This is a genomic window from Streptomyces sp. NPDC034085, from assembly GCF_055575555.1.
In genome coordinates this window covers 866,361-891,727 of sequence record NZ_JBVISL010000001.1, presented here as the reverse complement: position 1 = coordinate 891,727, position 25,367 = coordinate 866,361, and the positions used below count along the sequence as shown (strand labels likewise).

The following is a 25,367-nucleotide window of genomic DNA, read 5'->3' as shown; positions in this document are numbered from 1 at the left end:
CCGGGGCCTACTGGGCCGCGGGCGGGTACGACAGCCCGTGGCCCAGCGGGTAGCGGCCCGGGACCGGCACCGGGAGGCGGCCCGCCGGCCGGCTCGCGCCCGTCAGCACCCGGGCCGCCGCCCGCACCTCCACGTCCGTCCAGGTGTACGTGGCCACCTCGGCCGCGCACTGCGGCAGCCGGGCGGGGTCGTACGGATTGCGCAGCGCCACCAGCACCACCGGGACGCCCGTCGCCACCAGGTCCGCCACCAGCGTGCGCTGCGGACTCTCGCCCTCCGGGACGTTGTACGTGCACACCAGCACCGCCGCGTGCCCCGGCGCGGCCGCCACCGCCCGCTCGGGCGGGAGCGCCCGCGCCCGGCAGCCCAGCGCGGCCAGCTCCCGCGCCAGGACCGCCGTCGGGGGGCCGGTGGTGCCCGTGGGGGAGACCGGGTCGGTGCCGGTCACCAGCAGCCGCGGGCCGGCCGAGGCGTCCAGGGGCAGCAGCCCGCGCGGGTTGGCCAGCAGGGTGGTCGTACCGGCCGCGACGGCTTCGGCGGCCGCCAGGTGCTCCGGGGTCCCCACCGCCGCGTCCACCTCCGCGTCCGAGGTGTACGGGTCCTCGAACAGGCCCCGGCGGGCCTTCAGCTCCAGGATCCGCAGCACCGACTCCTCGACCCGCGCCCGCGTCAGCTCGCCCGACTCCACCGCCGCCAGCACGCTGCGGTACGCCAGCCCCAGGTCGGGCGCGTTCAGCAGCTGGTCGCAGCCCGCCTTCAGGGCCAGCACCGGCACCCGGTCGTCCCCGTACTTCTGCCGGACGCCCGCCATGTCCAGGGCGTCGGTGACCACCACCCCGCGAAAGCCCAGGCGTTCGCGCAGGATGCCCGTCACGATGGGGCGGGAGAGGGTCGCCGGGTCCCCCGACGGGTCGAGGGCGGGGAAGACGATGTGCGCCGTCATGACCACGTCCACCCCCGCCCGCACCGCCGCCCGGAAGGGCGGCTCGTCCAGCTCCTCCCACTGGGCGCGGGTGTGCCGCATCACCGGCAGTCCGACGTGGCTGTCGGTCTCGGTGTCCCCGTGCCCCGGGAAGTGCTTCGCCGCGGCAGCCACCCCCGCCCCCTGGTAGCCGCGCACCTGGGCGGCGGCCAGTTCCGCGGCCCGGGCCGGGTCGGAGCCGAAGGACCGTACGCCGATCACCGGGTTGGCGGGGTTGACGTTCACGTCGGCCACCGGCGCGTAGTCCTGCCGGATGCCCATCGCGGCCAGCTCGGTACCCGCGATCCGGGCGGCCCGGCGGGCGTTGGCGGGGGAGCCGGCCGCGCCGAGTGCCATCGCCCCGGGCAGCAGGGTCGCCGGCCGGCCGATCCGGGCGACGGCCCCGTGCTCCTGGTCCACGGACAGCAGCAGCGGGATCCCCGCCCCCGAGTCCGCCGCGGCCCGCTGGAGCCCGTTGGACAGGGCGGCGATCTGGTGCGGGGTGCGGGTGTTGTGGGCCCACGCGAAGTAGACGACGCCGCCCAGGTGGTACCGGGCCACCAGCTCGGCGGCGGTGCGCACCCCGAAGGCGCTCCGGTTCAGCTCGGCGTCCGCCGGGTCGGGGTCGGTCGCCGAATGCCCGTAGGCCCGGGACACGAACAGCTGCCCCACCAGCTCGGGCAGCCCCATCCCGGACACCAGCGCCCGCAGCCGGGCCGGATCCGGGCGGCGCCCCGGCGGCCGGGCGGGGGAGCGGGGGTCGTCGGGGGTCTGCGGGGCGGCGGTGGGAGAGGCCCCGGCGGCCGTGGCGGCGGCCATGGCGACGGCGGCGAGCAGGGCCCGGCGGGAGGCGTGGTACGGCACCCACGGGACCCTACTGCGGGGCCCGGCCCGTTGCCTGACGGACACTCGGAAACGGCCCGAAGCCGTCGCCCGGGCAGTGTCGTCACAGTGGCTCCGGCCGCCCACCGGCCAGGAGGGACTCCGACGGCACCACCCGGCCCGCCCAGTGCTCCTGGAGGGTCCGCACGGCCTCGGTGATCGCGGGCCGGCGGGCCGCCCCCGTCCGCCACAGGGCGTACAGCCTGCGGACGGGTCCGGGCTCCAGCGGTACGGCCACCGCGCCCGGCGGCAGCGCGCCTGTGCCGAGCCGGGGCACCACCGCGATCCCGAGGCCCGCAGCGACCAGGGCGACGATGGTGTGGTTCTCCTCGGCGGTGTGCGCGATGTCCGGCTCGAACCCGGCGGTGCGCATGGTCCGCACCAGCCAGTCGTGGCAGACCCGCCCGGGCGGCTGGCACACCCACCGCTGGCCGCCGAGGTCCGCCCGCCGCACCACCCGCCGGGCGGTGAAGGGATGCCCGGCCGGGACCACCAGATCGCAGCGGTCGTCCCCGATCACCGCCTGCTGCACGCCCTCGGGTGCCGGCAGCGGGGCGATGTCCCAGTCGTGCGCCACCGCCAGGTCGGTGACGCCCCGGGCCACCAGGTCCACCGAGAGGTGGGGGTCCACCTCCGTCAGGCGTACGTCCAGCGCCGGGTGACGATGCGCCAGCTCCGCCAGCACCCCCGGCAGCAGCCCGCGCGCCGCCGAGGCGAAGGCCGCCACCGCCAGCAGCCCGCTCGGCTGCCCGCGCCGCTCCTCCAGGGTGGTCTCGGCCCGCTCCACGATCGCCAGCAGCTCCCGGGCGGTGTCGGCCAGGTGCCGGGCCTCCTCGGTGAGCGCGACCCCGCGTCCGCGCCGCTCCAGCAGCGTCGTGCGGGTCTCCCGCTCCAGCTTGGCGATCTGCTGCGAGACCGCGGAGGGGGTGTAGCCGAGGGCGGCCGCCGCGCCCGCGACCGAACCGTGGACGGAGACGGCGTGCAGGGCGCGCAGCCGGGAGAGATCGAGCACGGCCCAATCGTAAGCACTGCTTCATCCGTCCCGGTAGGGATCGGCGCTGGTGCTACATGGTCCGGGCGCCGATGCTCGGAGCATGCGTCCCGTACACACCGCACTCGCCGTACTCGTCGCCGCCGTCTGGGGGTTCAACTTCGTCGTCATCGAGATCGGCCTCGGGCACTTCCCGCCGCTGCTGCTGTCCGCCCTGCGCTTTCTCGTCGCCGCGCTGCCCGCCGTGTTCTTCGTGGGGCGGCCCAAGGTCGCCTGGAAGTGGGTCCTCGGCGTCGGGGCCGCCCTCGGCATCGCCAAGTTCGGCCTGCTGTTCACCGGCATGGCCGCCGGGATGCCGGCCGGGCTGTCCTCCCTCGTGCTCCAGGCCCAGGCCGTCTTCACCGCCGTCCTGGCCGCCGTCGTGCTGCGCGAGCGGCCCGGGCGGGTGCGGCTGCTGGGCATGGCCGTGGCGCTGGCCGGGATCGCGGTGGCCGCCTGGGACCGGGGTGCCTCCGGGCCCGTGACCGGCTTCGTGCTGGTCGTCGCGGCCGCCGCCTGCTGGGGCGTGTCCAACGTGCTCACCCGCAGGGCCGCCCCGCCCGACGCGCTCAACTTCATGGTGTGGGTGTGCACCGTCCCGGTGGTCCCGCTGTTCGCGCTCTCGCTGCTGATCGAGGGGCCCGAGCGGGACGTGGCCGCGCTGCGCGCCCTCGACTGGTCCGCGGCGGCCGTCATCGGCTACGTCGCCTGGGTGTCCACGGTGTTCGGCTTCGGCGCCTGGGGGTACCTGCTGCGCCGGTACCCGGCCTCCGCCGTGGCGCCGTTCTCGCTGCTGGTGCCGGTGTTCGGGATGTCCTCGGCCGCCCTGGTGCTCGGGGAGGGCGTGTCCGGGCCGCGCTGGCTGGCGGCGGTGCTGCTGGTCGGCGGGGTGGGCCTGACCTCGCTCGCCCCGGCGGGCACGGGGTCCCGTACGGCGGGCGTCAGCGCGGGGGGTCCTCGCGCAGCGGCAGCCGCCAGTCCTGCCCCGTGAGGCGGGCCCCGTACGAACGGTGCGGCCGCTCGGCGACCAGGGTGAAGCCGGCCCGCTCGTACAGGGAGCGGGCCGCGGCCAGGACGTCGTTGGTCCACAGCACCAGCTCGCGGTAGCCCGCCGAACGGGCGAAGGCGACGACGGTGTCCACGAGCAGGGTCCCCACCCCGAGCCCGCGCCCGGCCGGCTCCACGAGCAGCAGCCGCAGCCGGGCGGTGCCGGGCGCGCCGTCCTCGCGCACGCACATCACCGAGCCGACGGGCTCGCCCCGGTACTCGGCGATCCACACCCGCTCCAGATGCGGGTCGTGGTCCTCGGCGAAGTCCGCGACGATCCGGGCCACCAGGCCCTCGAACTCCTGGTTCCAGCCATACTCCGCGGCGTAGAGCGCGCCGTGGCGCTGCACGATCCAGCCCAGCTCGCCGGGCCCGGGATCCCGCAGTCGCACGGGTGCGCGGGAGGTCTCCATGGGTGCCGAGGATAGCGCGGGGGAGGGTCGCGGGGCCCGGCCCCCGCGTGCTCCGCGACCCCGCCGGCTACTTCTTCCCGCCGCCCAGGATCTGGCCCAGGAGGTCGCCGAGGCCGCCGCCCTGCGGTCCGGAGGCGCCGGCGCCGGGGGCCGGGGCCGCGGGGCCCTTGCCTGCGGCCGCGCGCTTGGCGAACACGGCCATCACGACCGGGATCAGCATCTCGACGACCCGCTGGACCGTCGGGGCGGGGATGCCGGTCTTCTTCGCGACGGCCTGGGCCACCGGCTTGCTCACCTTGGCGAGGACCCCGGCCATCATCCCGCCGCCGAGCAGGCCTCCGAGGCCGCCGCCGAGGCCGCCGCCGAGGGTGGCGACGCCCTGGAGCGGGGCCTCGCCGGCGCCGGGCGCCCCGGACGCGCCGGGCGCCCCGGCCGCCTCCGCGACGGCCTGGCGGACCTCGTCGTCATCGGCGTCGGCCTTCTCCTGGAGACCGCCGGTCATGGCTCCGACGGTGTGCGCGACCGTCTCGCGGGCGCCCTCGGTGTCGGTGCCGAGCAGGCCGGCGATCTCGCCCAGCCTGTCGTCGCCGAGTTCCCGCATGACGTCGTCCTGGAAAGAGGATTCGCTCATGCCGGAAACGCTACGGGTGCGGTGGCGGGGCAGCACCTCGGAGTAGCTCCTACGTGGCGGTAGGTAACGGAAAGGTAAAGCTCTGGTTCCGGATGCAACCCTCCGGCCGAGTGGCGGGTCGTATGGTGCGTCGGGACTTCCGGGTGGGGATCCGGGGGGATCGGGAAGTCCGACGAGGGAGGGGTAACCGTGAGGGGGTCCGGCCGCGAGGCCGGACCCCCTTTCGTTCGTCCCGGCGGGCGTTCGTCCACAGGCCCCGGCGCCCTGTCGGCGGCGGACGGTAGCTTCGTGCCATGACGAGCAACGGGGCACCGCAACTGGCGGTGGTCGAGGGCGTGCTGGAGCGCATCACCTACGCCAACGAGGAGAGCGGGTACACGGTCGCCCGGGTCGACACCGGCCGCGGCGCCGGCGACCTGCTGACCGTCGTCGGCTCGCTCCTCGGCGCCCAGCCCGGCGAGTCCCTGCGCATGGAGGGCCGCTGGGGCTCCCACCCGCAGTACGGAAGGCAGTTCAGCGTCGAGAACTACTCGACGATCCTGCCCGCCACCATCCAGGGCATCCGGCGCTACCTCGGCTCCGGCCTGATCAAGGGCATCGGCCCCAGGATCGCCGACCGCATCGTCGAGCACTTCGGCCTCGACACCCTCGACGTCATCGAGGCCGAGCCGAAGCGGCTGGTCGAGGTCCCCGGCCTCGGCCCCAAGCGGACGAAGCTGATCGGTGCCGCCTGGGAGGAGCAGAAGGCCATCAAGGAGGTCATGGTCTTCCTCCAGGGCGTCGGTGTCTCCACCTCCATCGCGGTGCGCATCTACAAGAAGTACGGCGACGCCTCCGTCTCGGTGGTGAAGAACCAGCCCTACCGGCTCGCCGCCGACGTGTGGGGCATCGGCTTCCTCACCGCCGACCGCATCGCCCAGGCCGTCGGCATACCGCACGACAGCCCCGAGCGGGTCAGGGCCGGGCTCCAGTACGCCCTGTCCCAGTCCACCGACCAGGGGCACTGCTTCCTCCCCGAGGAGCGGCTCATCGCCGACGGGGTCAAGCTGCTCCAGGTGGACACCGGGCTGGTCATCGAGTGCCTGGCCGAACTCGCCGCCGATCCGGAGGGAGTCGTACGGGAACCCGTGCCGGACCCCCAGGGCGGCCCGGACCCCCTCACCGCCGTGTACCTCGTCCCCTTCCACCGGGCCGAGCTGTCGCTGGCCGGCCAGGTCCGCCGCCTGCTGAACGCCGAGGAGGACCGGATGCCCGGCTTCCAGGACGTGGACTGGGACAAGGCCCTCGGCTGGCTCGCCGGGCGCACCGGGGCCGCCCTCGCCCCGGAGCAGCGCGACGCGGTCCGGCTCGCCCTCACCCGCAGGGTGGCCGTGCTCACCGGCGGGCCCGGCTGCGGAAAGTCCTTCACGGTGCGCTCCATCGTGGAGCTGGCCCGGGCGAAGAAGGCCAAGGTGGTGCTCGCCGCCCCCACCGGCCGCGCGGCGAAGCGGCTGTCCGAGCTGACGGGGGCCGAGGCCTCCACCGTGCACCGGCTGCTGGAGCTCAAGCCGGGCGGGGACGCGGCGTACGACCGGGACCGGCCGCTGGACGCGGACCTGGTCGTCGTCGACGAGGCCTCGATGCTGGACCTCCTGCTCGCCAACAAGCTGGTCAAGGCCGTGGCGCCGGGAGCGCACCTGCTGCTGGTCGGCGATGTGGACCAGCTCCCGTCGGTCGGCGCCGGCGAGGTGCTGCGGGACCTGCTGGCCGAGGGCGGGCCGGTGCCCACCGTCCGGCTGACCCGGATCTTCCGCCAGGCCCAGCAGTCGGGCGTGGTCACCAACGCCCACCGCATCAACACCGGGGTCCCGCCCATCACCGACGGGCTGCCGGACTTCTTCCTCTTCCCGGAGGAGGACACCGAGGCCGCCGGGATCCTCGCCGTGGACGTGGCCGCCCGGCGGATCCCGGCGAGGTTCGGCCTCGACCCGCGCCGGGACGTCCAGGTCCTCGCCCCGATGCACCGGGGCCCGGCCGGCGCCGCGAACCTCAACGGGCTGCTCCAGCAGGCCATCACCCCCGCCCGCCCCGGCCTGCCCGAGAAGCGGTTCGGCGGTCGCGTCTTCCGGGTCGGCGACAAGGTGACCCAGATCCGCAACAACTACGAGAAGGGGGCCAACGGCGTCTTCAACGGCACGGTCGGCGTGGTCACCGGCCTGGATCCGGACGAGCAGCGCTTGACGGTGCGTACAGAGGAGGACGAGGAAGTGGGGTACGAGTTCGCCGAGCTCGACGAGCTGGCGCACGCGTACGCCGTCACCATCCACCGTTCCCAGGGGAGTGAATATCCGGCGGTCGTGATCCCCGTCACCACCGGTGCTTGGATGATGCTCCAGCGGAATCTGCTCTACACGGCCGTGACCAGGGCGAAGAAACTGGTCGTCCTGGTCGGGTCCCGCAAGGCCCTCGGCCAGGCTGTGCGTACCGTTTCCGCAGGCAGGAGGTACACCGCGGTCGCTTCCCGGCTCGCCGGCCGGCTCTCGGTGGGAAACATCACCTAGATGATCGATCATTCGGGGTTCCGACAACCGGCGCTGAGGGGGCAGGATGAGCAGGTTGAAGGCACTCAGTGCCGTCATCGAGACCAAAGGCCGACCCCGAGTGCACTCTCCTGCGCCAAATGGGGGAAGGTAGAGGCAGTCAGGGCACCTCGAAGAAGAGGCACTACGTCGGTGAGGGATGACGTGAGCGACAACTCTGTAGTACTCCGGTACGCGGACGGTGAATACACCTACCCGGTGGTCGAAAGCACCGTCGGTGACCAGGGCTTCGACATCTCGAAGCTGAGGGCCCAGACCGGGCTCGTCACCTTGGACAGCGGCTACGGCAACACCGCCGCGTACAAGTCCGCGATCACCTACCTCGACGGTGAGCAGGGCATCCTGCGCTACCGCGGCTACCCGATCGAGCAGCTGGCGGAGCGCTCGACCTTCATCGAGGTCGCCTACCTGCTGATCAACGGGGAGCTGCCGACCGTCGACCAGCTCGCGTCGTTCCGCAACGAGATCACCCAGCACACGCTGCTGCACGAGGACGTCAAGCGGTTCTACGACGGCTTCCCCCGTGACGCCCACCCGATGGCCATGCTGTCGTCCGTGGTCAGCGCGCTGTCGACGTTCTACCAGGACAGCCACAACCCGTTCGACGAGAAGCAGCGCCACCTCTCGACGATCCGTCTGCTGGCCAAGCTGCCGACGATCGCGGCGTACGCGTACAAGAAGTCGGTCGGCCACCCGGTGGTCTACCCGCGCAACGACCTCGGCTACGTCGAGAACTTCCTGCGCATGACGTTCTCCGTGCCGGCCCAGGAGTACGACCTGGACCCGGTCGTGGTCTCGGCGCTCGACAAGCTGCTGATCCTGCACGCGGACCACGAGCAGAACTGTTCGACCTCGACCGTGCGCCTGGTCGGCTCCTCGCAGGCGAACATGTTCGCCTCGATCTCCGCCGGCATCTCGGCCCTGTGGGGTCCGCTGCACGGCGGCGCCAACCAGTCCGTCCTCGAGATGCTGGAAGGCATCAAGAACGACGGCGGTGACGTCGACGCCTTCATCCGCAAGGTGAAGAACAAGGAGGACGGCGTCCGCCTGATGGGCTTCGGGCACCGCGTCTACAAGAGCTTCGACCCCCGGGCGAAGATCATCAAGGCGGCGGCGCACGACGTCCTCTCGGCGCTCGGCAAGAGCGACGAGCTGCTGGACATCGCGCTCAAGCTGGAGGAGCACGCGCTGGCCGACGAGTACTTCGTCGCGCGCAACCTCTACCCGAACGTGGACTTCTACACCGGTCTGATCTACCGGGCCATGGGCTTCCCGACCGAGATGTTCACCGTGCTCTTCGCGCTCGGCCGCCTTCCCGGCTGGATCGCCCAGTGGCACGAGATGATCAAGGAGCCTGGCTCCCGCATCGGCCGCCCGCGCCAGATCTACACCGGCGAGGTCCTGCGCGACTTCGTCCCCGTCGAGGCCCGCTAGCCGCCCTGGCCTTCGCGGCGCCCTCGCCGCGGCGGTCCGGCCGTCTCCGGTCATACGGAAAGCGCCCCGCCGTCGATCCCCCCACGGGTCGACGGTCGGGGCGCTTCCCTTTTCCCCGGCAGCGGATTCCCCCCACGGGACCCGCGCCGGGGCGTCGGTGTTGCCGGGACCCGTTCGGGTCGGGAGGGCCGCTCAAAGCTTCCCGAGGGCACGCGCCCCGGCCGGCGGATGCCCGGACGTCCCCAGGACCTCCGCGAAACGTCCCCCAAGACGTTTCGGCATCGCCCCATTAGACCCGTGCCGACCCCGGATGGTTACGTTGTCATCACTGTGATCTGCGTCTCCAGTGAAGGATGTGTGGAGAGAACGGGGAGGGGCTCCCCTACCGGAACGAGCGCAGGCGCAGGCTGTTGGTCACCACGAAGACGGACGAGAAGGCCATGGCGGCCCCCGCGATCATGGGGTTGAGCAGTCCCGCGGCGGCCAGCGGCAGGGCCGCCACGTTGTAGCCGAAGGCCCAGAACAGGTTGCCCTTGATGACGGCCAGCGTCCGCCGGGAGAGCCGGATGGCGTCCGCCGCCACCCGCAGGTCGCCGCGTACGAGGGTCAGGTCGCCGGCCTCGATGGCCGCGTCGGTGCCGGTGCCCATGGCCAGGCCCAGGTCGGCCTGGGCGAGCGCGGCCGCGTCGTTGACCCCGTCGCCCACCATGGCGACCGTACGGCCCTCGGCCTGGAGCCGGCGGACCACGTCGGCCTTGTCCTGCGGGAGCACCTCGGCGATCACCTCGCCGATGCCCACCTCGCGGGCCACCGTCTCGGCCACCGCCCTGTGGTCGCCGGTCAGCAGGACCGGAGTGAGGCCGAGCGCCCGCAGCCGGGACACGGCCTCGGCGCTGGTCTCCTTGACGGCGTCGGCCACGGTCAGGACGCCGCGCGCCGCGCCGTCCCAGGCGACCAGGACCGCGGTGGCGCCCGCGGCCTCGGCGTCGGCCCGGGCCGCGGCGAGCGGGCCGGGCAGGGTGATCGCGTGGTCGGCGAGCAGCCGCTCGCGCCCCACGAGGACCTCCCGCCCGTCCACCACGCCGCGCACCCCGAGGCCGGGGACGTTTTCGAAGGACGTGGGAGCCGCGAGGGCCGGCCGGTCGCCGACGCCCCCGGCCGCGGCGGCGATCGCCCGGGCGATGGGGTGCTCGGAGGCGTGTTCCAGCGCTCCCGCGAGCCGCAGCAGTTCCCCCTCGTCCACGCCCTCGGCGGGACGCACCCCCGAGAGGGCCATCCGGCCGGTGGTGACCGTCCCGGTCTTGTCCAGGACGACCGTGTCGACGCGCCGGGTGGACTCCAGTACCTCGGGGCCCTTGATCAGGATGCCCAGCTGCGCGCCCCGCCCGGTGCCGACCATCAGGGCGGTCGGCGTGGCGAGGCCCAGTGCGCAGGGGCACGCGATGATCAACACGGCCACGGCGGCGGTGAACGCGGCGGCGGGGTCGTCGGTGGCCAGCAGCCAGACGATCCAGGTGCCGAACGCGAGCAGCAGCACGACGGGCACGAACACCGCCGAGATCCGGTCGGCGAGGCGCTGCGCCCCGGCCTTGCCGCTCTGCGCCTGCTCGACCATGCGGGCCATCCGGGCGAGCTGGGTGTCGGCCCCGACCCGGGTGGCCTCCACGACGAGCCGGCCCGAGGCGTTGACGGTGGCGCCGGTGACGGCGTCCCCGGCGGTGACGTCGACCGGGACGGACTCGCCGGTCAGCATCGAGGCGTCCACGGCGGAGGCGCCCTCGACGACCGTGCCGTCGGTGGCGATCTTCTCCCCGGGGCGGACGACGAACCGGTCGCCCACCGCGAGCGCCGCCGCCGGGATCCGCACCTCCCGGCCGCCGCGCAGCACGGCCACGTCCTTGGCGCCCAGCTCCATCAGCGCCCGGAGGGCCGCGCCCGCCTTCCGCTTGGAGCGGGCCTCCAGGTAGCGGCCGAGCAGGATGAAGGTCACGACGCCCGCCGCGACCTCCAGGTAGAGGGCGGAGGAGCCGTCCGCGGGAGAGGCGGTGAGGCCGAAGCCGTGCCGCATCCCCGGCATCCCGGCGTGTCCGAAGAACAGGGCCCACAGCGACCAGGTGTAGGCGGCGAGGGTGCCGACCGAGACGAGGGTGTCCATGGTGGCCGCGCCGTGCCGGGCGTTGGTCCAGGCGGCCCGGTGGAAGGGGAGCGCGCCCCAGACGGCGACCGGCGAGGCGAGGGTGAGGCAGAGCCACTGCCAGTTCTCGAACTGGAGGGCGGGGACCATCGACAGCACGACCACGGGCAGGGCCAGCGCGGCCGACACGAGCAGCCGCTCGCGCAGCGCGGCGAGCTCCGGATCGCCTTCCTCCGGGGCGGCCGGCGCGCCGGACCCCGCTTCCGCTTCCGGTGCGGGCGCGGGTGCCGGCGGCGGGGGCTCCTCGGCGGTGTACCCGGTCTTCACCACGGTGGCGATCAGGTCGGCCACCCGTACCGCGCCGCCGTAGGAGACCCGGGCCTTCTCGGTGGCGTAGTTGACCGTGGCGCTGACGCCGTCCATCCGGTTGAGCTTCTTCTCGATGCGGGCCGCGCAGGAGGCGCAGGTCATCCCGCCGATCGTCAGCTCGACCTCGGAGGCGGCGGCCTCCACCGCCGGCGCGTCGTGCACGCTGCTGCTGCTCATGTCCCGCTCCAGGGGGTGGCCGGGCCGTACGGTCCAGTATGAGCCGGAGGGTGCGGCCCGGCGGTACTGCGGTGGGGGAGGGGCGGGGGTGCTCAGGCCCGGCCGGCGAGCTCGTACCCGGCCTCGTCCACGGCCGCGCGCACGTCCTCCTCGGCGAGCGGAGCGGCGGAGGTCACGGTGACCTCGCCGGTGGCGGCGACGGCCTTGACCGAGGTCACGCCGGGCAGGGCGGTGAGCTCGGCGGTCACGGCGCCCTCGCAGTGCCCGCAGGTCATGCCGGTGACCTTGTAGACAACGGTGTGCTGGGTGTCCGTCTCGGCGGTCATGTCGTTCTCCTCATCGCAGGGATGTCTCAAGCGGACTCCGATCATACCCCTAGGGGGTATGAGGGGGCGGATCGGGCCCACACGGCCCGTTCCGCGGCGCTCATCCATCATGGCCGTCGCCCGTGCCGTACCGGCGGGTCAGTCCTCGCGGCGGCCCCGGTTTCCGGGGCGGCGCGCCACCCAGGCCCGGACGGTGTCGGCGTACCAGTAGGGCTTGCCGCCCTCCACGTGGTCGGGAGCGGGCAGCAGCCCGTGCTTGCGGTAGGAGCGCACGGTGTCCGGCTGGACCCGGATATGGGCGGCGATCTCCTTGTAGGACCACAGCTGTCGGTCGCTCATCCAGGCACCTCCTGGTCCACGGCGCGGGGCCGGCCGGGAGGCCGTCGGGGGAGCCGGCGCGTGGACACTGACGATCACTCGGGTTGTGCCCGGAGAACGACGCCCGGTGAGGGCCGGGGAGGGGCTGTGGACCGGCTGTGACGGAAAACCCGCGTGATCCGGACATGCGTGACACGGCAGCGACTCCCGTGACAGCCGTGACACAGGAGCCGCCCGGCGTGACGCGCCGTGACGGGGCCTCAGCGGGCGTACAGCTCCGGCCGCTCCGCCAGCCGCACCTCGGTCCGTACGCCGGTGCGCGCGGCCGCCAGGCCCGCCTCCGAGACGGCGGCGGCCGCGTACCCGTCCCAGGCGTCCGGCCCCGCCACCCGCCCCCGCGCGGCCGCGGCCACCCAGCGCCGCACCTGGCGGTCGTAGGCGTCCGCGAAGCGCGTGGTGTAGTCCTGGGTGATCTCCCCGCCCCAGCGGCCGCCGGACTGGACGACCATCGCGTGGCCGTCGCCGATCCGGGCGCTGCCGGACTCGCCGACGGCCTCGCACTGCACCTGGTAGCCGAACCCGCAGTTGACGAAGACCTCCACGTCGACGACCGCCCCGCCCGAGGTCTCCAGCAGCACCAGCCGCGGGTCGCGCAGCCCCTCCGGGGCGGCCGAGGAGGGGGTCGGGGAGAGCACGGTCACCGCGGTGACCTCCTGGCCCAGCAGCCAGCGGGCCGCGTCCACCTCGTGCACCACCGAGTCGCTGATCAGCATGTCGCTGGTGAAGAAGGACGGCGAGGCGGCGTTGCGGTGCCGGCAGTGCAGGAAAAGCGGCCGGCCGATGCCGCCCGCGTCCAGCAGCTCCTTGAGCCGCTCGTACTCGGCGTCGAAACGCCGCATGAAGCCCACCTGCACCAGGCGCCGGCCGAGCCCGCGCTCCGCCTCCAGCACCCGCAGGGCACCCTCCGGATCCGGGGTCAGCGGCTTCTCGCAGAGCACCGGCAGCTCCCGGGCCAGGGCGAGCAGAATCGCTTCCTCATGGGCCGGCCCGGGCGAGGCGATCAGTACGGCCTCCACCCCGGGCGCCGCGATCGCCGCCGCCGGGTCCGTGTAGGCACCCGCCCCGTCCAGGGTCGCCGCGACCTCCTTGACCCGGTCCCCGTCCGGGTCGGCCACGGCCACCACCCGCGCCCCGCCGACCGTGTCGCCGATCCGGCGGACGTGGTCGGCGCCCATCTTGCCGGTGCCGATGACGGCGATGCCGAGCGTGCTCATGTCTCTCCTCGCAAGGGTCGGGAACCGGGTCGTCAGCGGGCGCCGCAGGAGCGCAGGTAGGCGCGGGTGCGCCGGGCCACGGGCAGCGGCCGCTCGGGCGGGCACGGGTACATGTCCTGCTCCACGATCGCGAACAGGTCGGCCCCGAGCCGCTGCGCCGCCGCCAGGACGGGCTCCAGCGCGGGCACCCCCGACGGCGGCTCGCACATCACCCCGCGCGCCACGGCCGGCCCGAACGGCAGCTGCTGCTCCCGCACTTCGGCGAGGATCCGCGGGTCCACCTGCTTCAGGTGCAGGTAGCCGATCCGCTCGCCGAAGGCCTCGATCGCCTCGACGCTGTCCCCGCCGCAGTACGCGTAGTGCCCGGTGTCCAGGCAGAGGGAGACCAGCGCCGGGTCCGTGGCGTCCAGGAACCGGGCCACGTTCGCAGGGGTGTCGATGTGGGTGTCCGCGTGCGGGTGGACCACGATCCGCAGCCCGTACCGCTCGCGGACCTCCCGGCCCAGGCGCTCGGTCTGGGCGGCCAGTTCACGCCATTGCGCGGGGGTCAGGACCGGGTCCTCCAGCATCCCGCCGGTCTTGTCGTCGCGCCAGAACGACGGGATGACCACCAGGTGCTCCGCCCCCGTGTCCCGGGCCAGCGCGGCGATCCGCGACACGTGCGCCCAGGTCTGCTCCCAGACGGCGGGGCCGTGATGGAGTCCGGTGAAGACGGTGCCGGCGGACACCCGCAGGCCCCGCTTCGCGGTCTCGTCGGCGAGCCGGGCCGCGTCGGTGGGCAGGTAGCCGTAGGGGCCGAGCTCGATCCACTCGTACCCGGCGTCGGCGACCTCGTCGAGGAACCGCTCCCACGGGATCTGCAGGGGATCCTCGGGGAACCAGACACCCCAGGAGTCCGGAGCCGAACCGACACGGATACGGGACAACGCGGGTGGGGAGGAGGTCATGACGGCCACCTTAGGGTGCGAGTTCGGAGGCGAAAGGGAGGACGGGTGGGACGAGTGGGAGCAGTGCCTGCGGGGGCCGCGCCGGAAGGGCCGCCGGACGGGGAGGCGGACGCGGAAGCCGCCTACGACGTGATCACGATGGGGCGGATCGGGGTGGATCTCTACCCGCTCAAGACCGGCGTACCGCTCGCCGAGGCCGACACCTTCGGCAAGTTCCTCGGCGGCTCGCCGACGAACGTCGCCGTCGCGGCCGCCCGCCTCGGGCGGCGCACCGCCGTCATCACCCGCACCGGGGCGGACCCCTTCGGCGCCTACCTGCGGGCCGAGCTGCGCGGCTTCGGCGTCGACGACCGGTGGGCGGGGGAGGTCGCGGCCTACCCGACGCCCGTCACCTTCTGCGAGGTCTTCCCGCCGGACCACTTCCCGCTCTACTTCTACCGGCTCCCGAAGGCACCCGACCTCGAGATCGGGCCGGACGAGATCGACCGGGCGGCGGTGCGCGCGGCGCGGGTCTTCTGGATGACCGGGACGGGGCTCAGCGCCGAGCCGAGCCGCGCCGCGACCCTGGCCGCGCTGGAGGCCCGCTCGAAGTCCGGGACGACCGTCTTCGACCTCGACTGGAGGCCGATGCTCTGGGACGGCCCGCCCGGGCCCTGGTACGAACGGGCGCTCGGGCTGGCGACGGTGGCCGTCGGCAACACCGAGGAGTGCGCGGTCGCGACCGGGCGGAGCGAGCCGTACGAGGCCGCGCGGGCGCTGCTCGCCGCCGGGGTGGAGCTGGCGGTGGTCAAACGCGGGCCGCTGGGCGTGCTCGCGGTGCACCGGGACGGGACGGCGGTGGAGGTGCCGCCGGTGCCGGTGGAGGTGGTGAACGGGCTGGGCGCCGGGGACGCCTTCGGGGGCGCGCTGTGCCACGGACTGCTGGCCGGCTGGGACCTGGAGCGGGTGCTGCGGTACGCGAACGCGGCCGGGGCGATCGTCGCCTCGCGGCTGGCGTGTTCGTCCGCGATGCCGTTCCCGGGTGAGGTGGAGGAGGTGCTGGGACGTGCCGGTGGTCTCTGAGACGGGGCTGGAGTTCACCCGGCTGCGGGTGCTGGAACTGGCGCCGGGCGAGGCGTACGCGCACGCGAGCGGGGACGCGGAGTGGATCGTCCTGCCCCTGTCGGGCGCCTGCGAGGTCCGCTGCGCGGACGACCCCGGTGTGTTCGAACTGCGCGGCCGGGCCGGTGTCTTCGCCGGAGTCACCGACTTCGCGTACCTCCCCCGGGACGGGCACGCGGAGGTCACCTCGGCGGAGGGAGGGCGGTTCGCGCTGGCCGGGGCCCGCTGCGAGCGGCGGCTGCCCGCCCGGTACGGGGCCGCCGGGGCCGTCCCCGTCGAGCTGCGCGGCGCCGGCCGGTGCTCCCGCCAGGTCAACAACTTCGCCGCCGCCGGGGTGTTCGCCGCCGACCGGCTCATCGCCGTCGAGGTGCTCACCCCCGGCGGGAACTGGTCCTCGTACCCGCCCCACAAGCACGACGAGCACCACCCGGGCGAGGAGTCCCGCCTGGAGGAGATCTACTACTTCGAGATCGCCCCGCACGGCGCCACCCCGGGCGTCGGCTACCAGCGGGTGACTCCCTCGCCCGCCGGGAGGACCGACGTCCTCGCCGAGGTACGGACCGGCGACACCGTCCTCATCCCGGACGGCTGGCACGGCCCGTCCATCGCCGCGCCCGGCCACGACATGTACTACCTGAACGTGATGGCCGGCCCGGACGCGGCACGGGAGTGGCTGATCCGCGACCACCCCGACCACGCCTGGATCCGCGGCACCTGGCCCGGTCAGGACGTCGACCCCCGGCTGCCCTTCCCCGGGTCCGGCCCCGCCCCCCGCCCCGAGGAGGCCCCGTGAGCACGCCGCGCACCATCCGGCTCACCACCGCGCAGGCGCTCGTACGGTTCCTGAGCCGCCAGTACGCCGAACGCGACGGCCGCAGGCACCGGCTGATCGCCGCCACCTGGGGGATCTTCGGACACGGGAACGTCGCCGGGATCGGGCAGGCCCTGCTGGAGAGCGGCCCGGACGCCATGCCCTTCCTCCAGGGCCGCAACGAACAGGCCATGGTGCACGCCGCCGTCGGGTACGCCCGGCAGAGCGGCCGGCTGTCGGCGCACGCCGTGACCACTTCCATCGGGCCCGGCGCGACCAACCTCGTCACCGGGGCCGCCCTCGCCACCGTCAACCGGATCCCGGTGCTCCTGCTGCCCGGGGACACCTTCGCGACCCGGCCCGCCGACCCGGTGCTCCAGCAGCTCGAAGTCCCCTACGCCGGCGACGTCTCCGTCAACGACACCCTGCGGCCCGTATCCCGGTACTTCGACCGGATCACCCGCCCCGAGGCCCTGGTGCCGGCCGCCCTCCAGGCGATGCGGGTGCTCACCGACCCCGTGCAGACCGGCGCGGTCACCCTCGCGCTCCCGCAGGACGTGCAGGCGCAGGCCCACGACTGGCCGGAGGAGTTCTTCGCCGAGCGGGTGTGGGCCGTGCGCCGCCCCCGCCCCGACCGCGGCGAGCTCGCCACCGCCGCCGAGCTGGTACGCGGCTCCGCGCGCCCCCTGATCATCGCCGGCGGCGGCGTCCGGCACAGCGCCGCCCGGGCCGCCCTCGCGGCCTTCGCGGAGGCTACCGGGATCCCGGTCGCCTCCACCCAGGCGGGCAAGGGCGCCCTGCCGTACGACCACCCCGCCGACGTGGGCGGCGTCGGCCACACCGGCACGGCCACCGCCGACGCGCTGGCCCGCGGGGCGGACCTGGTCATCGCCGCCGGGAGCCGGCTCACCGACTTCACCACCGCCTCCGCCACCCTGTTCCAGAACCCGGCCGTCCGCTTCGTCGGCCTCAACCTCGATCCCCACGACGCCCACAAGCTCGCCGCCCACCCCCTGGTCGGCGACGCGCGCGAGGGGCTCACGGAACTGCGGGAGGCGGTGGCCGGCTACCGGGTCGAGCCCGCGTACGAGGCGGCGTACACCGCCGCGAAGGCCGACTGGGAACGCCGCGTCGACCGGGCCTGGGCGGCCCCCGACGAGGACGCCGCGCCCACCCAGGCCCAGGTGCTCGGCCTGCTCGACGGGCTCGTCGACGACAGCGACATCCTGATCAACGCCGCCGGATCCCTCCCCGGCGACCTGCACAAGCTGTGGCGCGCCCGCTCCGGCGACCAGTACCACGTCGAGTACGGCTACTCCTGCATGGGCTACGAGATCCCCGCCGCGATCGGCACCGCGCTGGCCGCCCCCGGCCGCCCGGTGTGGGCCCTGGTCGGCGACGGGACGTACCTGATGAACCCCACCGAGATCGTCACCGCCGTCCAGGAGGGCGTCCCGGTCAAGGTGGTGATCCTCGACAACCACGGCTACGCCTCCATCGGCGGCCTGTCCGGGGCGGTGGGCGGCGAGGGCTTCGGCACGGCGTACCGCTTCCGGGGCCGGGACGGGTCGTACGACGGGCCGCCCCTGCCGGTGGACCTGGCGGCCAACGCGGCCTCCCTCGGGATGGCCGTGATCCGCACGCGCACCATCGGTGACCTGCGGAAAGCCTTGGCCGAGGCCCGTCAATCGGACCGGCCCACATGTGTCTACGCACGGACCCGAACACCCGACACTGTGTCGGGCCCGCCCCCGGCACAGGCGTGGTGGGATGTTCCCGTGGCCGAGACCGCGACCCGTGCGTCGGCGGCCCGCGCCCGTGAAGAGTACGACCGGCAAGCCGCGCAGCGACGTCGCCATCTGTGAAGGAGCAGCACAATGAAGACCGTCAACCACTGGATCGGTGGCAAGACCGTCGAGGGCGCGTCGGGCAACTACGGCCCGGTCACCGACCCGGCCACCGGCGAGGTCACCACCCGGGTCGCCCTCGCCTCCGCCGAGGAGGTCGACGCGGCCGTACAGGTCGCCCAGGAGGCCTTCCTGTCCTGGGGCCAGTCCTCGCTGGCCGCCCGCACCAAGGTGCTCTTCGCCTACCGCGCCCTGCTGGACGCCCACCGCGACGCCATCGCCGAGCTGATCGTCGCCGAGCACGGCAAGGTGCACTCCGACGCGCTGGGCGAGGTCGCCCGCGGCCTGGAGATCGTCGAGCTGGCCTGCGGCATCACCACCCAGCTCAAGGGCGAGCTGTCCACCTCCGTCTCCAACCGCGTGGACGTCTCCTCCCTCCGCCAGCCGCTCGGCGTGGTCGCCGGCATCACCCCCTTCAACTTCCCGGCGATGGTCCCCATGTGGATGTTCCCGCTGGCCGTGGCCTGCGGGAACACCTTCATCCTCAAGCCGAGCGAGAAGGACCCGTCGGCCGCCAACAAGCTCGCCGAGCTGATGACCGAGGCCGGCCTGCCGGCGGGCGTCCTCAACGTCGTCCACGGCGACAAGGTGGCCGTCGACGCCCTCCTCGCCCACCCCGGCATCGCCGCCGTCTCCTTCGTCGGCTCCACCCCGATCGCCCGCCACATCCACACCACCGCCTCCGCCAACGGCAAGCGCGTCCAGGCGCTGGGCGGCGCCAAGAACCACATGCTGGTGCTCCCCGACGCCGACCTGGACGCCGCCGCCGACGCGGCCGTCTCCGCCGCCTACGGCTCGGCGGGTGAGCGCTGCATGGCCATCTCGGCGGTCGTCGCCGTCGGCTCCATCGCCGACGAGCTCGTCGAGAAGATCCGCGAGCGCGCCGAGAAGATCAAGATCGGCCCCGGCAACGACCCGACCTCGGAGATGGGCCCGCTGATCACCGCCGCCCACCGCGACAAGGTCGCCTCGTACGTGAAGGGCGCGGCCGCCCAGGGCGCCGATGTGGTCCTCGACGGCACGGGCTACACGGTGGAGGGCAACGAGAACGGCCACTGGATCGGTCTGTCCCTGCTCGACCACGTCAGGACCGACTCCGACGCCTACCGCGACGAGATCTTCGGCCCGGTGCTGTGCGTGCTGCGCACCGAGACCTACGAGGAGGGCGTGGCCCTCATCAACGCCTCGCCGTTCGGCAACGGCACCGCGATCTTCACCCGCGACGGCGGCGCCGCCCGCCGCTTCCAGCTGGAGATCCAGGCGGGCATGGTCGGCGTCAACGTGCCGATCCCCGTGCCGGTGGGCTACCACTCCTTCGGCGGCTGGAAGGACTCGCTCTTCGGCGACCACCACATCTACGGCAACGACGGCATCCACTTCTACACGCGCGGCAAGGTCGTCACCACCCGCTGGCCGGACCCGGCCGACGCCCCGGCCGGCGTCGACCTGGGCTTCCCCCGCAACCACTGACGCCCCCGGACGGCAGGAACCCCCGGCCCACCCTCACCGGCCGGGGGTTCCTGCCGTCCCGGGCCGGTTTCCCGTTCTCTCCATCGTGATCGCTTGACCCCGGGGTCACGGGGTCGGGAGCATCGAACGCGGCACTACGCCGAACGGGAGAGGGGAACCGGAAGCCATGAAGGTGACCAAGTTGATCAGCACCTGTGACGTGAAGGACTGCCCGACGATCTATGCGACCGACAGGGGCACGTTCCTCGTGCAGGGCGAGACGCCCGACGATCACCGGCTCAAGATTCCCGCTCACGAAACCCTCGTCGAAATCCCCGTCGAGCTGATCAAGAAGGCCATTGCCGATGGCCTCATCTAGCACCCTGGCCGAGCTCTTCGAGCGGTTCCAGCACGAGGCGTTCCGCCTGGAGACTCTGGACGACTACAGCGGCTCCGGGAACGTTGATGCCTACCGTGCCTTCCAGGCCGGACAGGAGCGGCCTGAGGGCTACAACGCCGGATGGGTCGAAGAACTCCGGGGACTCACGCACGAGGGCAAGCGGGTGTACCGCGTGCACGTCCTCAAGCGGCCCCTCACGGAGTACCTCCGCTTCGAGCTGGGGTGGGGCTACCGGGCGAACATGACCGGCGGGGAAGAGTTCTTCATCCTCGACGTGACGGACGCCCCGAACCCACTCGACGCCGTTCCGGACTTCTGGCTCTTCGACTCCAAGGACACGGCCGTGATGCGGTACGACGACGCCGGGGCGTACCTCGGCGCCGACGTTCTGTCGCAGGACGAAGCCGCCGCTTACGTCGCCTACCGGGAAACGGCACTCGCCCACGCGGAGCCGTTCACCGACTGGTGGGCCAAGTACGGCGAGTGAACAAGGCACAGCTCGGGGCCGCGCTGCGGGCACTGCGAGAGGCATCCGGCAAGGAAGCCAAAGCGGTCGCCCGTAGCGCCCTCATGTCTCCGTCCAAGCTCTCCAAAATCGAGAACGCGAATCTCCTTCCTAGCGCCACGGACGTGGAGCGCATCCTCACCGCCATAGGCGTCTCTCACGCCATCAAGGCCGAGTACACGGAAGCGGCCCGCGCAGCGACCACAGAGGCCACCGCATGCCGGCTCCTCAAACGAGCCGGCATTCACAAGGGCCAGCAGGCGGCGAAGGCACTAGAAGCTCAAATGACCGTCCTGCGGCTGTTCCAGCCCGCCCTGGTCCCCGGGCTGCTTCAGACACCCGAGTACATCCGCGCCATCCTTCAGCGTCATGACCTGAGCGAGGACGCCCTCACGCGCACCATCAGCGGCAGGCTTGAACGCCAGGCGGTGCTGTTCGACAGCACGAAGCAGCTGCGCTTCGTCATCACGGAGTCTGTCCTTCGGTGGCGGATCGTCCCGCCGCAGATGATGGCCGCACAGCTCGACCGCATCGTCTCGATGTCCAGGTTGGCTCACGTGGACATCAGGGTCGTGCCGCTGTCCGCCCCTCAGACGGACATCGCCAATCACGCCTTTGTCGTCCGAGACGACCGGATGGTGACGGTCGAAACCGTCCACGCCGAGATAGTCGTAACGGACCCGCGAGACATCGAAATGTACGTCCGGAAGTTCGAAGGATTCGAGCAAATCGCCTTGTCCGGCGACGGAATGCGGAGCTTCGTCGAGAGCCTGCGAGATGGATTCTTGAGGGAACAGGAAACGGACTAGGAACGCCCACCTCCCCTGGTCGATATTGCTGCCGACGCAGCGACGGCGACCGCGAGGGGTGCGACATGGCAAAGGTGAAACCGGCAGAGGCCCCGAAGCTTGATCGGGGCGTGTGGGAGTACCTGACCTTCGCGCCCGAACACGAGTGCTCGGCCTGCAAGCGCGAGGTCGGGCCGCTGGAACCCGTCCGCCGAGCTGTCGTTGACCGTGCGTCCGGTGCGCCCGCCGTCAGCTACAGGCACAACAAGTGCCCGAGCGTGCAGGTCGTGGCCGCCTGATGGAGATGCAGACCTGGCGGGATGGCCGGGCGAAGGCCACCGACGCCACGGAGGCGATACGTGCGGCCCTGGCCTCCCGCGGCCTCCCCGAATCCGCGTGGGGCGACATAAGGCCCACGGTCACTTTCAGCGGGCTCCCGTACGTGCACCTGGGGATGCTCCCCGCTGACGTCGTGGAGCAGATGGCAGAGGCCATGAGGGTTACGAGAACTTCCGCCCGCTAGGGGTGGGAGACGGCCCTCCGGGGCCGTCAGATGATCAGGAAGGGCAATGATGGCCGACCTGTACGCGCTCGACATCGACACCGCCGCCTTCTCGAAGGCGTGCGGCGGCAACACCCACCCGGACGGCGAGGCGTGTGTGACCCTCGCCAAGATCGGCCCGGACGCGTGGGCCCTGGGGGACAGCAAGCGGCCGGACGCCGAGCCGCTGCGCTTCACCACGGCGGAACTGGACGCGGCGGGCATCGACCCCGCGCGCTTCGACCTCTCCGCCTGATCCACAGCACCACCTGAACTGACGGCCCTGCCCTCACGCCGACGGGTGGGGCCGTCGTCATCCCTCGGAACGGAGCAGCAGTGCACCACCACGGCTACGCATGGCTCGGGGAGAAGCAGGACCTCGACAAGGAAGGCGTCCGCCGCCCCCCGGGGGAGTCCCCTACTGCTGGCAGTCCTCGAGAGGTCATCAACCGCTACCGGCAGGCCGTAACCGACTTCCCCACGTCCGGCATGCCGCCGATCCAGACGGCGCACTGGCTGATGAAGCCGCCCTCGACGATCCGAGGGACCTGGGCGGAGCCGAGGGAGGCCGGCGAATGGTTGGGCCTCCAACTCGCAGGGTTCGCATCACGGTTCGCCTCGCCACAGGAAGCCGATGCAACCCGCCTCGTCATGCTGGTGAGAGCTGCTGTGGAGCGGCTGGCATGGGGTGGGGACGTCTCCCTCGGCCACTACATCAAGGGAACCATCTTCCACTCCGTAGCCCTGGTCACCTGCTCCCCGAACCATGCCGAACCCGGGTTGCCCTGCCCGCTCCGCTAGGCCGAGTTGAGAACAGCCCTTCAGAAACCTTGCAGGTCACCGCCTCCGCCGGCACCTCCGCAGCAACCACAACTCGAAGTGGGCCACCTCCTGACGTTAGGAGGTGGCCCTCCGGTGATGCGGTATTCCGGTGACCTCCGGTCCCCCGCAACCACTGACGCCCCCCGGACGGCAGGAACCCCCGGCCCGCCCTCACCGGCCGGGGGTTCCTGCCGTCCGGTCTCAGAGGAGCGGCCAGAGGTCCGTCGCCGCCGTACGGGACCACACCGCGTCGCCGTGGCCGTAGCCGGGGACGGTGGTGAAGCGGACCCGTTCGTTGCCGCCCGCCCGGATCAGCTCGGCCCCGCGCGGCTCGTCGCCCCGGCCCAGCTCGGTGTTGACCCACACCACCTCGCAGCGGATCCGCTCCCAGGCGATCCCGTACGCCTTCCCGTCGCCCGCCCACACCGCCGCCAGGTCCCGCATCAGGGCCGTCGGGACCAGCCCGCTGCCGAGCGCGGAGGTGGCCGCGTGCCAGGTGGCGAGCGGGGTGTGGGCCAGGGCGAAGCGGTCCTCGGCCGGGGTGGCGCCGAACGCGTACGCGCCCGCGCCGTGGCCCTGCCGGTAGACCCACTGGGCCGGGCCCGGCAGGGCGGAGGTGCGGATCAGCGCGAAGTGGGCCAGGCCCGCGTGCGTGAAGCGCCGCGAGGGGTCCGGCGGCCAGGGCACCGCCGAGGTGCCCGAGGGGTCGGCGACCGCCCGGGCGACCAGCGCCGCCAGGCCCGGGTCGGCCGCGTGGACACCCCGCGCGAGCTGCTCCTCGTACACCTCCCGCGCCTCGGCCGCCCGCTCGGCCAGGCCCCCGGCGCACGGGCCGGCCGTGTCCAGGGCCAGCACCCGGCGCAACCGCTCCGACGGGTCGTGCGAGGCCGCGTCGAGGGCCAGGACGGCGCCGGCCGAGTGGCCCGCGTACTCGTACGGCAGGCCCAGTACGGAGTCCAGCGCGGCCACGACCCCCGCCAGGTCCCGGCGGTGCGCGGCGAGCCCGAAGCCGGGGGTGACGTCGGCGGCGCGGGCGGCGTCCTCGCGCGGGGTGACCCCGACGACCAGCAGGCCCTGGCGGCGCAGGTGGTGGGCCAGGTTGTCCCCGCCCGGAGTGAAGAAGTCCGACGCGAAGTTCAGGCCACCGCCGGGCAGCAGGTACACGATCCCGTGCGGGGCCCGCACCGTGTCCGCGACCAGGTCCAGGGTGAGGGGCGCCGGGCCGCCGTCGTCGAGCGGGAGGGTGAGGCGGATCCAGCCGTCACCGGGCAGGTAGGCGGCGGTCCCGGTGCCCAGCGCCCGCTCGACACGGGTCAGCAGGCCCACGCCCCTGACCGGCCGGGCGGGTGCGTCGGTCCCGCCCGGCCGGCTGTGCTCTCGTACCATCCGTGATGCCCTCCCGTCGCAGGTGATGGCCGGATGCCGTCACCCCCCGGGGACACCCTCGCCCGTCAGCGGGCCGCAGCCAAGTCCGGTTCGCTCTCCGCTTGTTCCGGGACACCGGCCCGGCGCCGGCGCAGCACGAGGAAGGCGGTGCCCGCCCCCGCCAGCACCAGGGCCGCGCCCGCCGCCGGCCACGGGACGGCGAGGAACTCCGTACCGGCCTCAGCGGTGACCTCCGGAGCGGACGCCGACACCCTGACGGAGACCCGGTCCAACTGCGGGGCGTCCGGCCACGGTTCGGTCAGCTCGATGCGCTGGCCGGGCAGCAGCAGGAGCGTGCGGTCCCGTACGGGCCGGTCCAGCACCCGGCGTCCGAACAGCCCCTTCGCTGAGACCGCCACCGTGGGTGCGACCACCACGTTGCCCCGGTTGACCAGCGCGTACGCGATGGTGGCGCGGGCGTCCTTGACCCACGGCAGCAGCGGGGCGCCCCGGGTGACCCGTACGTCCTCCACGCTGAGCCCCGGGGTGACCGGGCCGGGCACCCGGAAGTAGAGCCGGGCGCCCACCGAACGCCTGACCCCGACCTGCACCCGGCCGTCCTTCCGGACCCCCTCGACCTCGGTGTTCAGGGCGACGATCCCGCCGACGTGGTCGCCGGGCGCGGCGTCCCGGGGGACGGTGAGGGTGAAGGGGACGTCCTTGCGGGCCCGGGGCGGGACGGTGACGGTCGTCGCCGTCTCCGGCGCCAGGGCGATCCAGGTGCCCACGTCCCGGGGCTTCGTCTCCGCGGGAAGCAGCGCGAAGGCGCCGCCCGAGGGGGTGTTCACCGCGTCGGTGGCGAAGACCTGGAAGGTCAGCTCCCGGTCGGAGGAGTTCAGGATCGTCGCGCTGTCGTGGACGGTGGTGCCGGCCGCGCCCTGGTGGAAGAAGTACGCGCGGTCGGTCACCGACGCACCGGCCGGGGGCGTGGGGAAGACCCCCCAGGTGCCGTTGTCCGCGGCCGTGGCGGGGGCGGCGGGGAGCAGCAGCAGCGCCGCACCGCACAGGCCGGGGAGGAGGGAGCGGAGAACGGTGCGGATGCGCATGGGCGGGCGTCTCCAGGGTCGCGGCGGAGGAGTGCGGGGAGGGGGAGGCG

General features: G+C 73.3%; 23 protein-coding genes and 1 pseudogene. 13 read left to right on the top strand and 11 right to left on the bottom strand.

The features are described 5' to 3' along the window. Positions 1–7: 7 nt before the first annotated feature. On the bottom strand, positions 8–1,780 hold the full coding sequence (locus ACZ501_RS04130) for a glycoside hydrolase family 3 protein (protein ID WP_468792676.1): 1,773 nt from the start codon (positions 1,778–1,780) through the stop codon (positions 8–10). A 127-nt stretch (positions 1,781–1,907) separates the two neighbouring features. Further along, the gene (locus tag ACZ501_RS04125; RefSeq protein WP_361599637.1) at positions 1,908–2,855 is read right to left on the bottom strand and encodes a LysR family transcriptional regulator; all 948 of its coding nucleotides are present in this window, start codon (positions 2,853–2,855) and stop codon (positions 1,908–1,910) included. An 82-nt stretch (positions 2,856–2,937) separates the two neighbouring features. Here ACZ501_RS04125 and ACZ501_RS04120 point away from each other — a divergent pair, with 82 nt between their 5' ends. Next, a complete protein-coding gene (locus tag ACZ501_RS04120; protein ID WP_468792353.1) occupies positions 2,938–3,864 on the top strand; it encodes an EamA family transporter in 927 nt (308 codons plus the stop codon). Here ACZ501_RS04120 and ACZ501_RS04115 read toward each other — a convergent pair. Both ACZ501_RS04115 and ACZ501_RS04110 read right to left on the bottom strand, forming a co-directional pair. Next, a pseudogene (locus tag ACZ501_RS04115) lies at positions 3,815–4,315 on the bottom strand (GNAT family N-acetyltransferase); the annotation flags it as partial. The gene ACZ501_RS04120 and the pseudogene ACZ501_RS04115 overlap by 50 nt on opposite strands. A gap of 85 nt (positions 4,316–4,400) precedes the next feature. Further along, a complete protein-coding gene (locus ACZ501_RS04110; RefSeq protein ID WP_468792350.1) occupies positions 4,401–4,964 on the bottom strand; it encodes a DUF937 domain-containing protein in 564 nt (187 codons plus the stop codon). A 293-nt stretch (positions 4,965–5,257) separates the two neighbouring features. Between ACZ501_RS04110 and recD2 the strand changes: the two genes are divergently transcribed. Next, positions 5,258–7,504, top strand: a complete 2,247-nt coding sequence (recD2, locus tag ACZ501_RS04105) for an SF1B family DNA helicase RecD2 (RefSeq protein ID WP_468792347.1) — start codon at positions 5,258–5,260, stop codon at positions 7,502–7,504. Between the two features lie 183 nt (positions 7,505–7,687). Next, the gene (locus ACZ501_RS04100; RefSeq protein ID WP_136216460.1) at positions 7,688–8,977 is read left to right on the top strand and encodes a citrate synthase; all 1,290 of its coding nucleotides are present in this window, start codon (positions 7,688–7,690) and stop codon (positions 8,975–8,977) included. Positions 8,978–9,359: 382 nt separating this feature from the next. On the opposite strand, the gene ACZ501_RS04095 is transcribed toward ACZ501_RS04100, so the two are convergent. From ACZ501_RS04095 to ACZ501_RS04075, 5 genes are all read right to left on the bottom strand, one after another. Then, positions 9,360–11,657 carry a heavy metal translocating P-type ATPase gene (locus tag ACZ501_RS04095; protein WP_468792344.1) on the bottom strand — a complete coding sequence of 766 codons (2,298 nt, stop codon included), beginning with the start codon at positions 11,655–11,657 and terminating at the stop codon, positions 9,360–9,362. Between the two features lie 92 nt (positions 11,658–11,749). Then, positions 11,750–11,983 carry a heavy-metal-associated domain-containing protein gene (locus tag ACZ501_RS04090; RefSeq protein WP_361600289.1) on the bottom strand — a complete coding sequence of 78 codons (234 nt, stop codon included), beginning with the start codon at positions 11,981–11,983 and terminating at the stop codon, positions 11,750–11,752. 138 nt (positions 11,984–12,121) lie between these two features. Beyond that, complete coding sequence (locus ACZ501_RS04085; protein WP_030384769.1) at positions 12,122–12,322, bottom strand: helix-turn-helix transcriptional regulator; 201 nt, start codon at positions 12,320–12,322, stop codon at positions 12,122–12,124. A gap of 239 nt (positions 12,323–12,561) precedes the next feature. After that, a complete protein-coding gene (locus ACZ501_RS04080; protein ID WP_468792341.1) occupies positions 12,562–13,575 on the bottom strand; it encodes a Gfo/Idh/MocA family protein in 1,014 nt (337 codons plus the stop codon). Positions 13,576–13,607: 32 nt separating this feature from the next. Further along, positions 13,608–14,522, bottom strand: a complete 915-nt coding sequence (locus ACZ501_RS04075) for a sugar phosphate isomerase/epimerase family protein (protein ID WP_361600282.1) — start codon at positions 14,520–14,522, stop codon at positions 13,608–13,610. A gap of 138 nt (positions 14,523–14,660) precedes the next feature. Here ACZ501_RS04075 and iolC point away from each other — a divergent pair, with 138 nt between their 5' ends. From iolC to ACZ501_RS04025, 10 genes are all read left to right on the top strand, one after another. After that, on the top strand, positions 14,661–15,584 hold the full coding sequence (gene iolC, locus ACZ501_RS04070; protein WP_468792673.1) for a 5-dehydro-2-deoxygluconokinase: 924 nt from the start codon (positions 14,661–14,663) through the stop codon (positions 15,582–15,584). After that, positions 15,568–16,416, top strand: a complete 849-nt coding sequence (gene iolB, locus ACZ501_RS04065) for a 5-deoxy-glucuronate isomerase (protein WP_468792339.1) — start codon at positions 15,568–15,570, stop codon at positions 16,414–16,416. Before iolC ends, iolB begins: the two co-directional genes overlap by 17 nt. Further along, positions 16,413–18,299 carry a 3D-(3,5/4)-trihydroxycyclohexane-1,2-dione acylhydrolase (decyclizing) gene (gene iolD, locus ACZ501_RS04060; RefSeq protein ID WP_468792336.1) on the top strand — a complete coding sequence of 629 codons (1,887 nt, stop codon included), beginning with the start codon at positions 16,413–16,415 and terminating at the stop codon, positions 18,297–18,299. Before iolB ends, iolD begins: the two co-directional genes overlap by 4 nt. A 12-nt stretch (positions 18,300–18,311) precedes the next feature. Then, on the top strand, positions 18,312–19,811 hold the full coding sequence (locus ACZ501_RS04055; RefSeq protein WP_361600273.1) for a CoA-acylating methylmalonate-semialdehyde dehydrogenase: 1,500 nt from the start codon (positions 18,312–18,314) through the stop codon (positions 19,809–19,811). A gap of 166 nt (positions 19,812–19,977) precedes the next feature. Further along, entirely contained in the window at positions 19,978–20,169 is a 192-nt protein-coding gene (locus tag ACZ501_RS04050) for a hypothetical protein (protein ID WP_361600270.1), read from the top strand. After that, complete coding sequence (locus ACZ501_RS04045) at positions 20,156–20,677, top strand: DUF6879 family protein (protein WP_468792333.1); 522 nt, start codon at positions 20,156–20,158, stop codon at positions 20,675–20,677. The genes ACZ501_RS04050 and ACZ501_RS04045 overlap by 14 nt, the downstream gene beginning before the upstream one ends. Further along, positions 20,674–21,504, top strand: coding sequence for a helix-turn-helix domain-containing protein (locus ACZ501_RS04040; RefSeq protein ID WP_468792330.1), 831 nt, complete (start codon positions 20,674–20,676; stop codon positions 21,502–21,504). The genes ACZ501_RS04045 and ACZ501_RS04040 overlap by 4 nt, the downstream gene beginning before the upstream one ends. A 65-nt stretch (positions 21,505–21,569) precedes the next feature. Then, entirely contained in the window at positions 21,570–21,782 is a 213-nt protein-coding gene (locus ACZ501_RS04035) for a hypothetical protein (protein WP_361600261.1), read from the top strand. 273 nt (positions 21,783–22,055) lie between these two features. Beyond that, positions 22,056–22,280 (top strand): DUF397 domain-containing protein, encoded by a 225-nt coding sequence (locus tag ACZ501_RS04030; RefSeq protein WP_033222293.1) that lies wholly within the window; start codon positions 22,056–22,058, stop codon positions 22,278–22,280. Positions 22,281–22,360: 80 nt separating this feature from the next. Beyond that, positions 22,361–22,825 (top strand): hypothetical protein, encoded by a 465-nt coding sequence (locus ACZ501_RS04025; RefSeq protein WP_468792327.1) that lies wholly within the window; start codon positions 22,361–22,363, stop codon positions 22,823–22,825. A 222-nt stretch (positions 22,826–23,047) separates the two neighbouring features. Here the strand turns inward: ACZ501_RS04025 and ACZ501_RS04020 are convergent, their stop codons facing one another. Further along, entirely contained in the window at positions 23,048–24,232 is a 1,185-nt protein-coding gene (locus ACZ501_RS04020) for a hypothetical protein (RefSeq protein WP_468792324.1), read from the bottom strand. A gap of 65 nt (positions 24,233–24,297) precedes the next feature. Further along, complete coding sequence (locus ACZ501_RS04015) at positions 24,298–25,317, bottom strand: WxL protein peptidoglycan domain-containing protein (RefSeq protein ID WP_468792321.1); 1,020 nt, start codon at positions 25,315–25,317, stop codon at positions 24,298–24,300. Positions 25,318–25,367: the final 50 nt, after the last annotated feature.

Excerpts from the sequence above, each read along its gene's own strand:
- iolC (WP_468792673.1), top strand. The coding sequence starts at position 14,661 with ATGGGGCGGATCGGGGTGGATCTCTACCCGCTCAAGACCGGCGTACCG.
- ACZ501_RS04130 (WP_468792676.1), bottom strand. The coding sequence starts at position 1,780 with ATGGCCGCCGCCACGGCCGCCGGGGCCTCTCCCACCGCCGCCCCGCAG.
- ACZ501_RS04035 (WP_361600261.1), top strand. The coding sequence starts at position 21,570 with ATGGCAAAGGTGAAACCGGCAGAGGCCCCGAAGCTTGATCGGGGCGTG.
- ACZ501_RS04075 (WP_361600282.1), bottom strand. The coding sequence starts at position 14,522 with ATGACCTCCTCCCCACCCGCGTTGTCCCGTATCCGTGTCGGTTCGGCT.
- ACZ501_RS04120 (WP_468792353.1), top strand. The coding sequence starts at position 2,938 with ATGCGTCCCGTACACACCGCACTCGCCGTACTCGTCGCCGCCGTCTGG.
- ACZ501_RS04085 (WP_030384769.1), bottom strand. The coding sequence starts at position 12,322 with ATGAGCGACCGACAGCTGTGGTCCTACAAGGAGATCGCCGCCCATATC.
- ACZ501_RS04045 (WP_468792333.1), top strand. The coding sequence starts at position 20,156 with ATGGCCTCATCTAGCACCCTGGCCGAGCTCTTCGAGCGGTTCCAGCAC.
- ACZ501_RS04055 (WP_361600273.1), top strand. The coding sequence starts at position 18,312 with ATGAAGACCGTCAACCACTGGATCGGTGGCAAGACCGTCGAGGGCGCG.
- recD2 (WP_468792347.1), top strand. The coding sequence starts at position 5,258 with ATGACGAGCAACGGGGCACCGCAACTGGCGGTGGTCGAGGGCGTGCTG.
- ACZ501_RS04110 (WP_468792350.1), bottom strand. The coding sequence starts at position 4,964 with ATGAGCGAATCCTCTTTCCAGGACGACGTCATGCGGGAACTCGGCGAC.
- ACZ501_RS04030 (WP_033222293.1), top strand. The coding sequence starts at position 22,056 with ATGGCCGACCTGTACGCGCTCGACATCGACACCGCCGCCTTCTCGAAG.
- ACZ501_RS04020 (WP_468792324.1), bottom strand. The coding sequence starts at position 24,232 with ATGGTACGAGAGCACAGCCGGCCGGGCGGGACCGACGCACCCGCCCGG.
- ACZ501_RS04080 (WP_468792341.1), bottom strand. The coding sequence starts at position 13,575 with ATGAGCACGCTCGGCATCGCCGTCATCGGCACCGGCAAGATGGGCGCC.
- ACZ501_RS04095 (WP_468792344.1), bottom strand. The coding sequence starts at position 11,657 with ATGAGCAGCAGCAGCGTGCACGACGCGCCGGCGGTGGAGGCCGCCGCC.
- ACZ501_RS04015 (WP_468792321.1), bottom strand. The coding sequence starts at position 25,317 with ATGCGCATCCGCACCGTTCTCCGCTCCCTCCTCCCCGGCCTGTGCGGT.
- ACZ501_RS04050 (WP_361600270.1), top strand. The coding sequence starts at position 19,978 with ATGAAGGTGACCAAGTTGATCAGCACCTGTGACGTGAAGGACTGCCCG.
- ACZ501_RS04090 (WP_361600289.1), bottom strand. The coding sequence starts at position 11,983 with ATGACCGCCGAGACGGACACCCAGCACACCGTTGTCTACAAGGTCACC.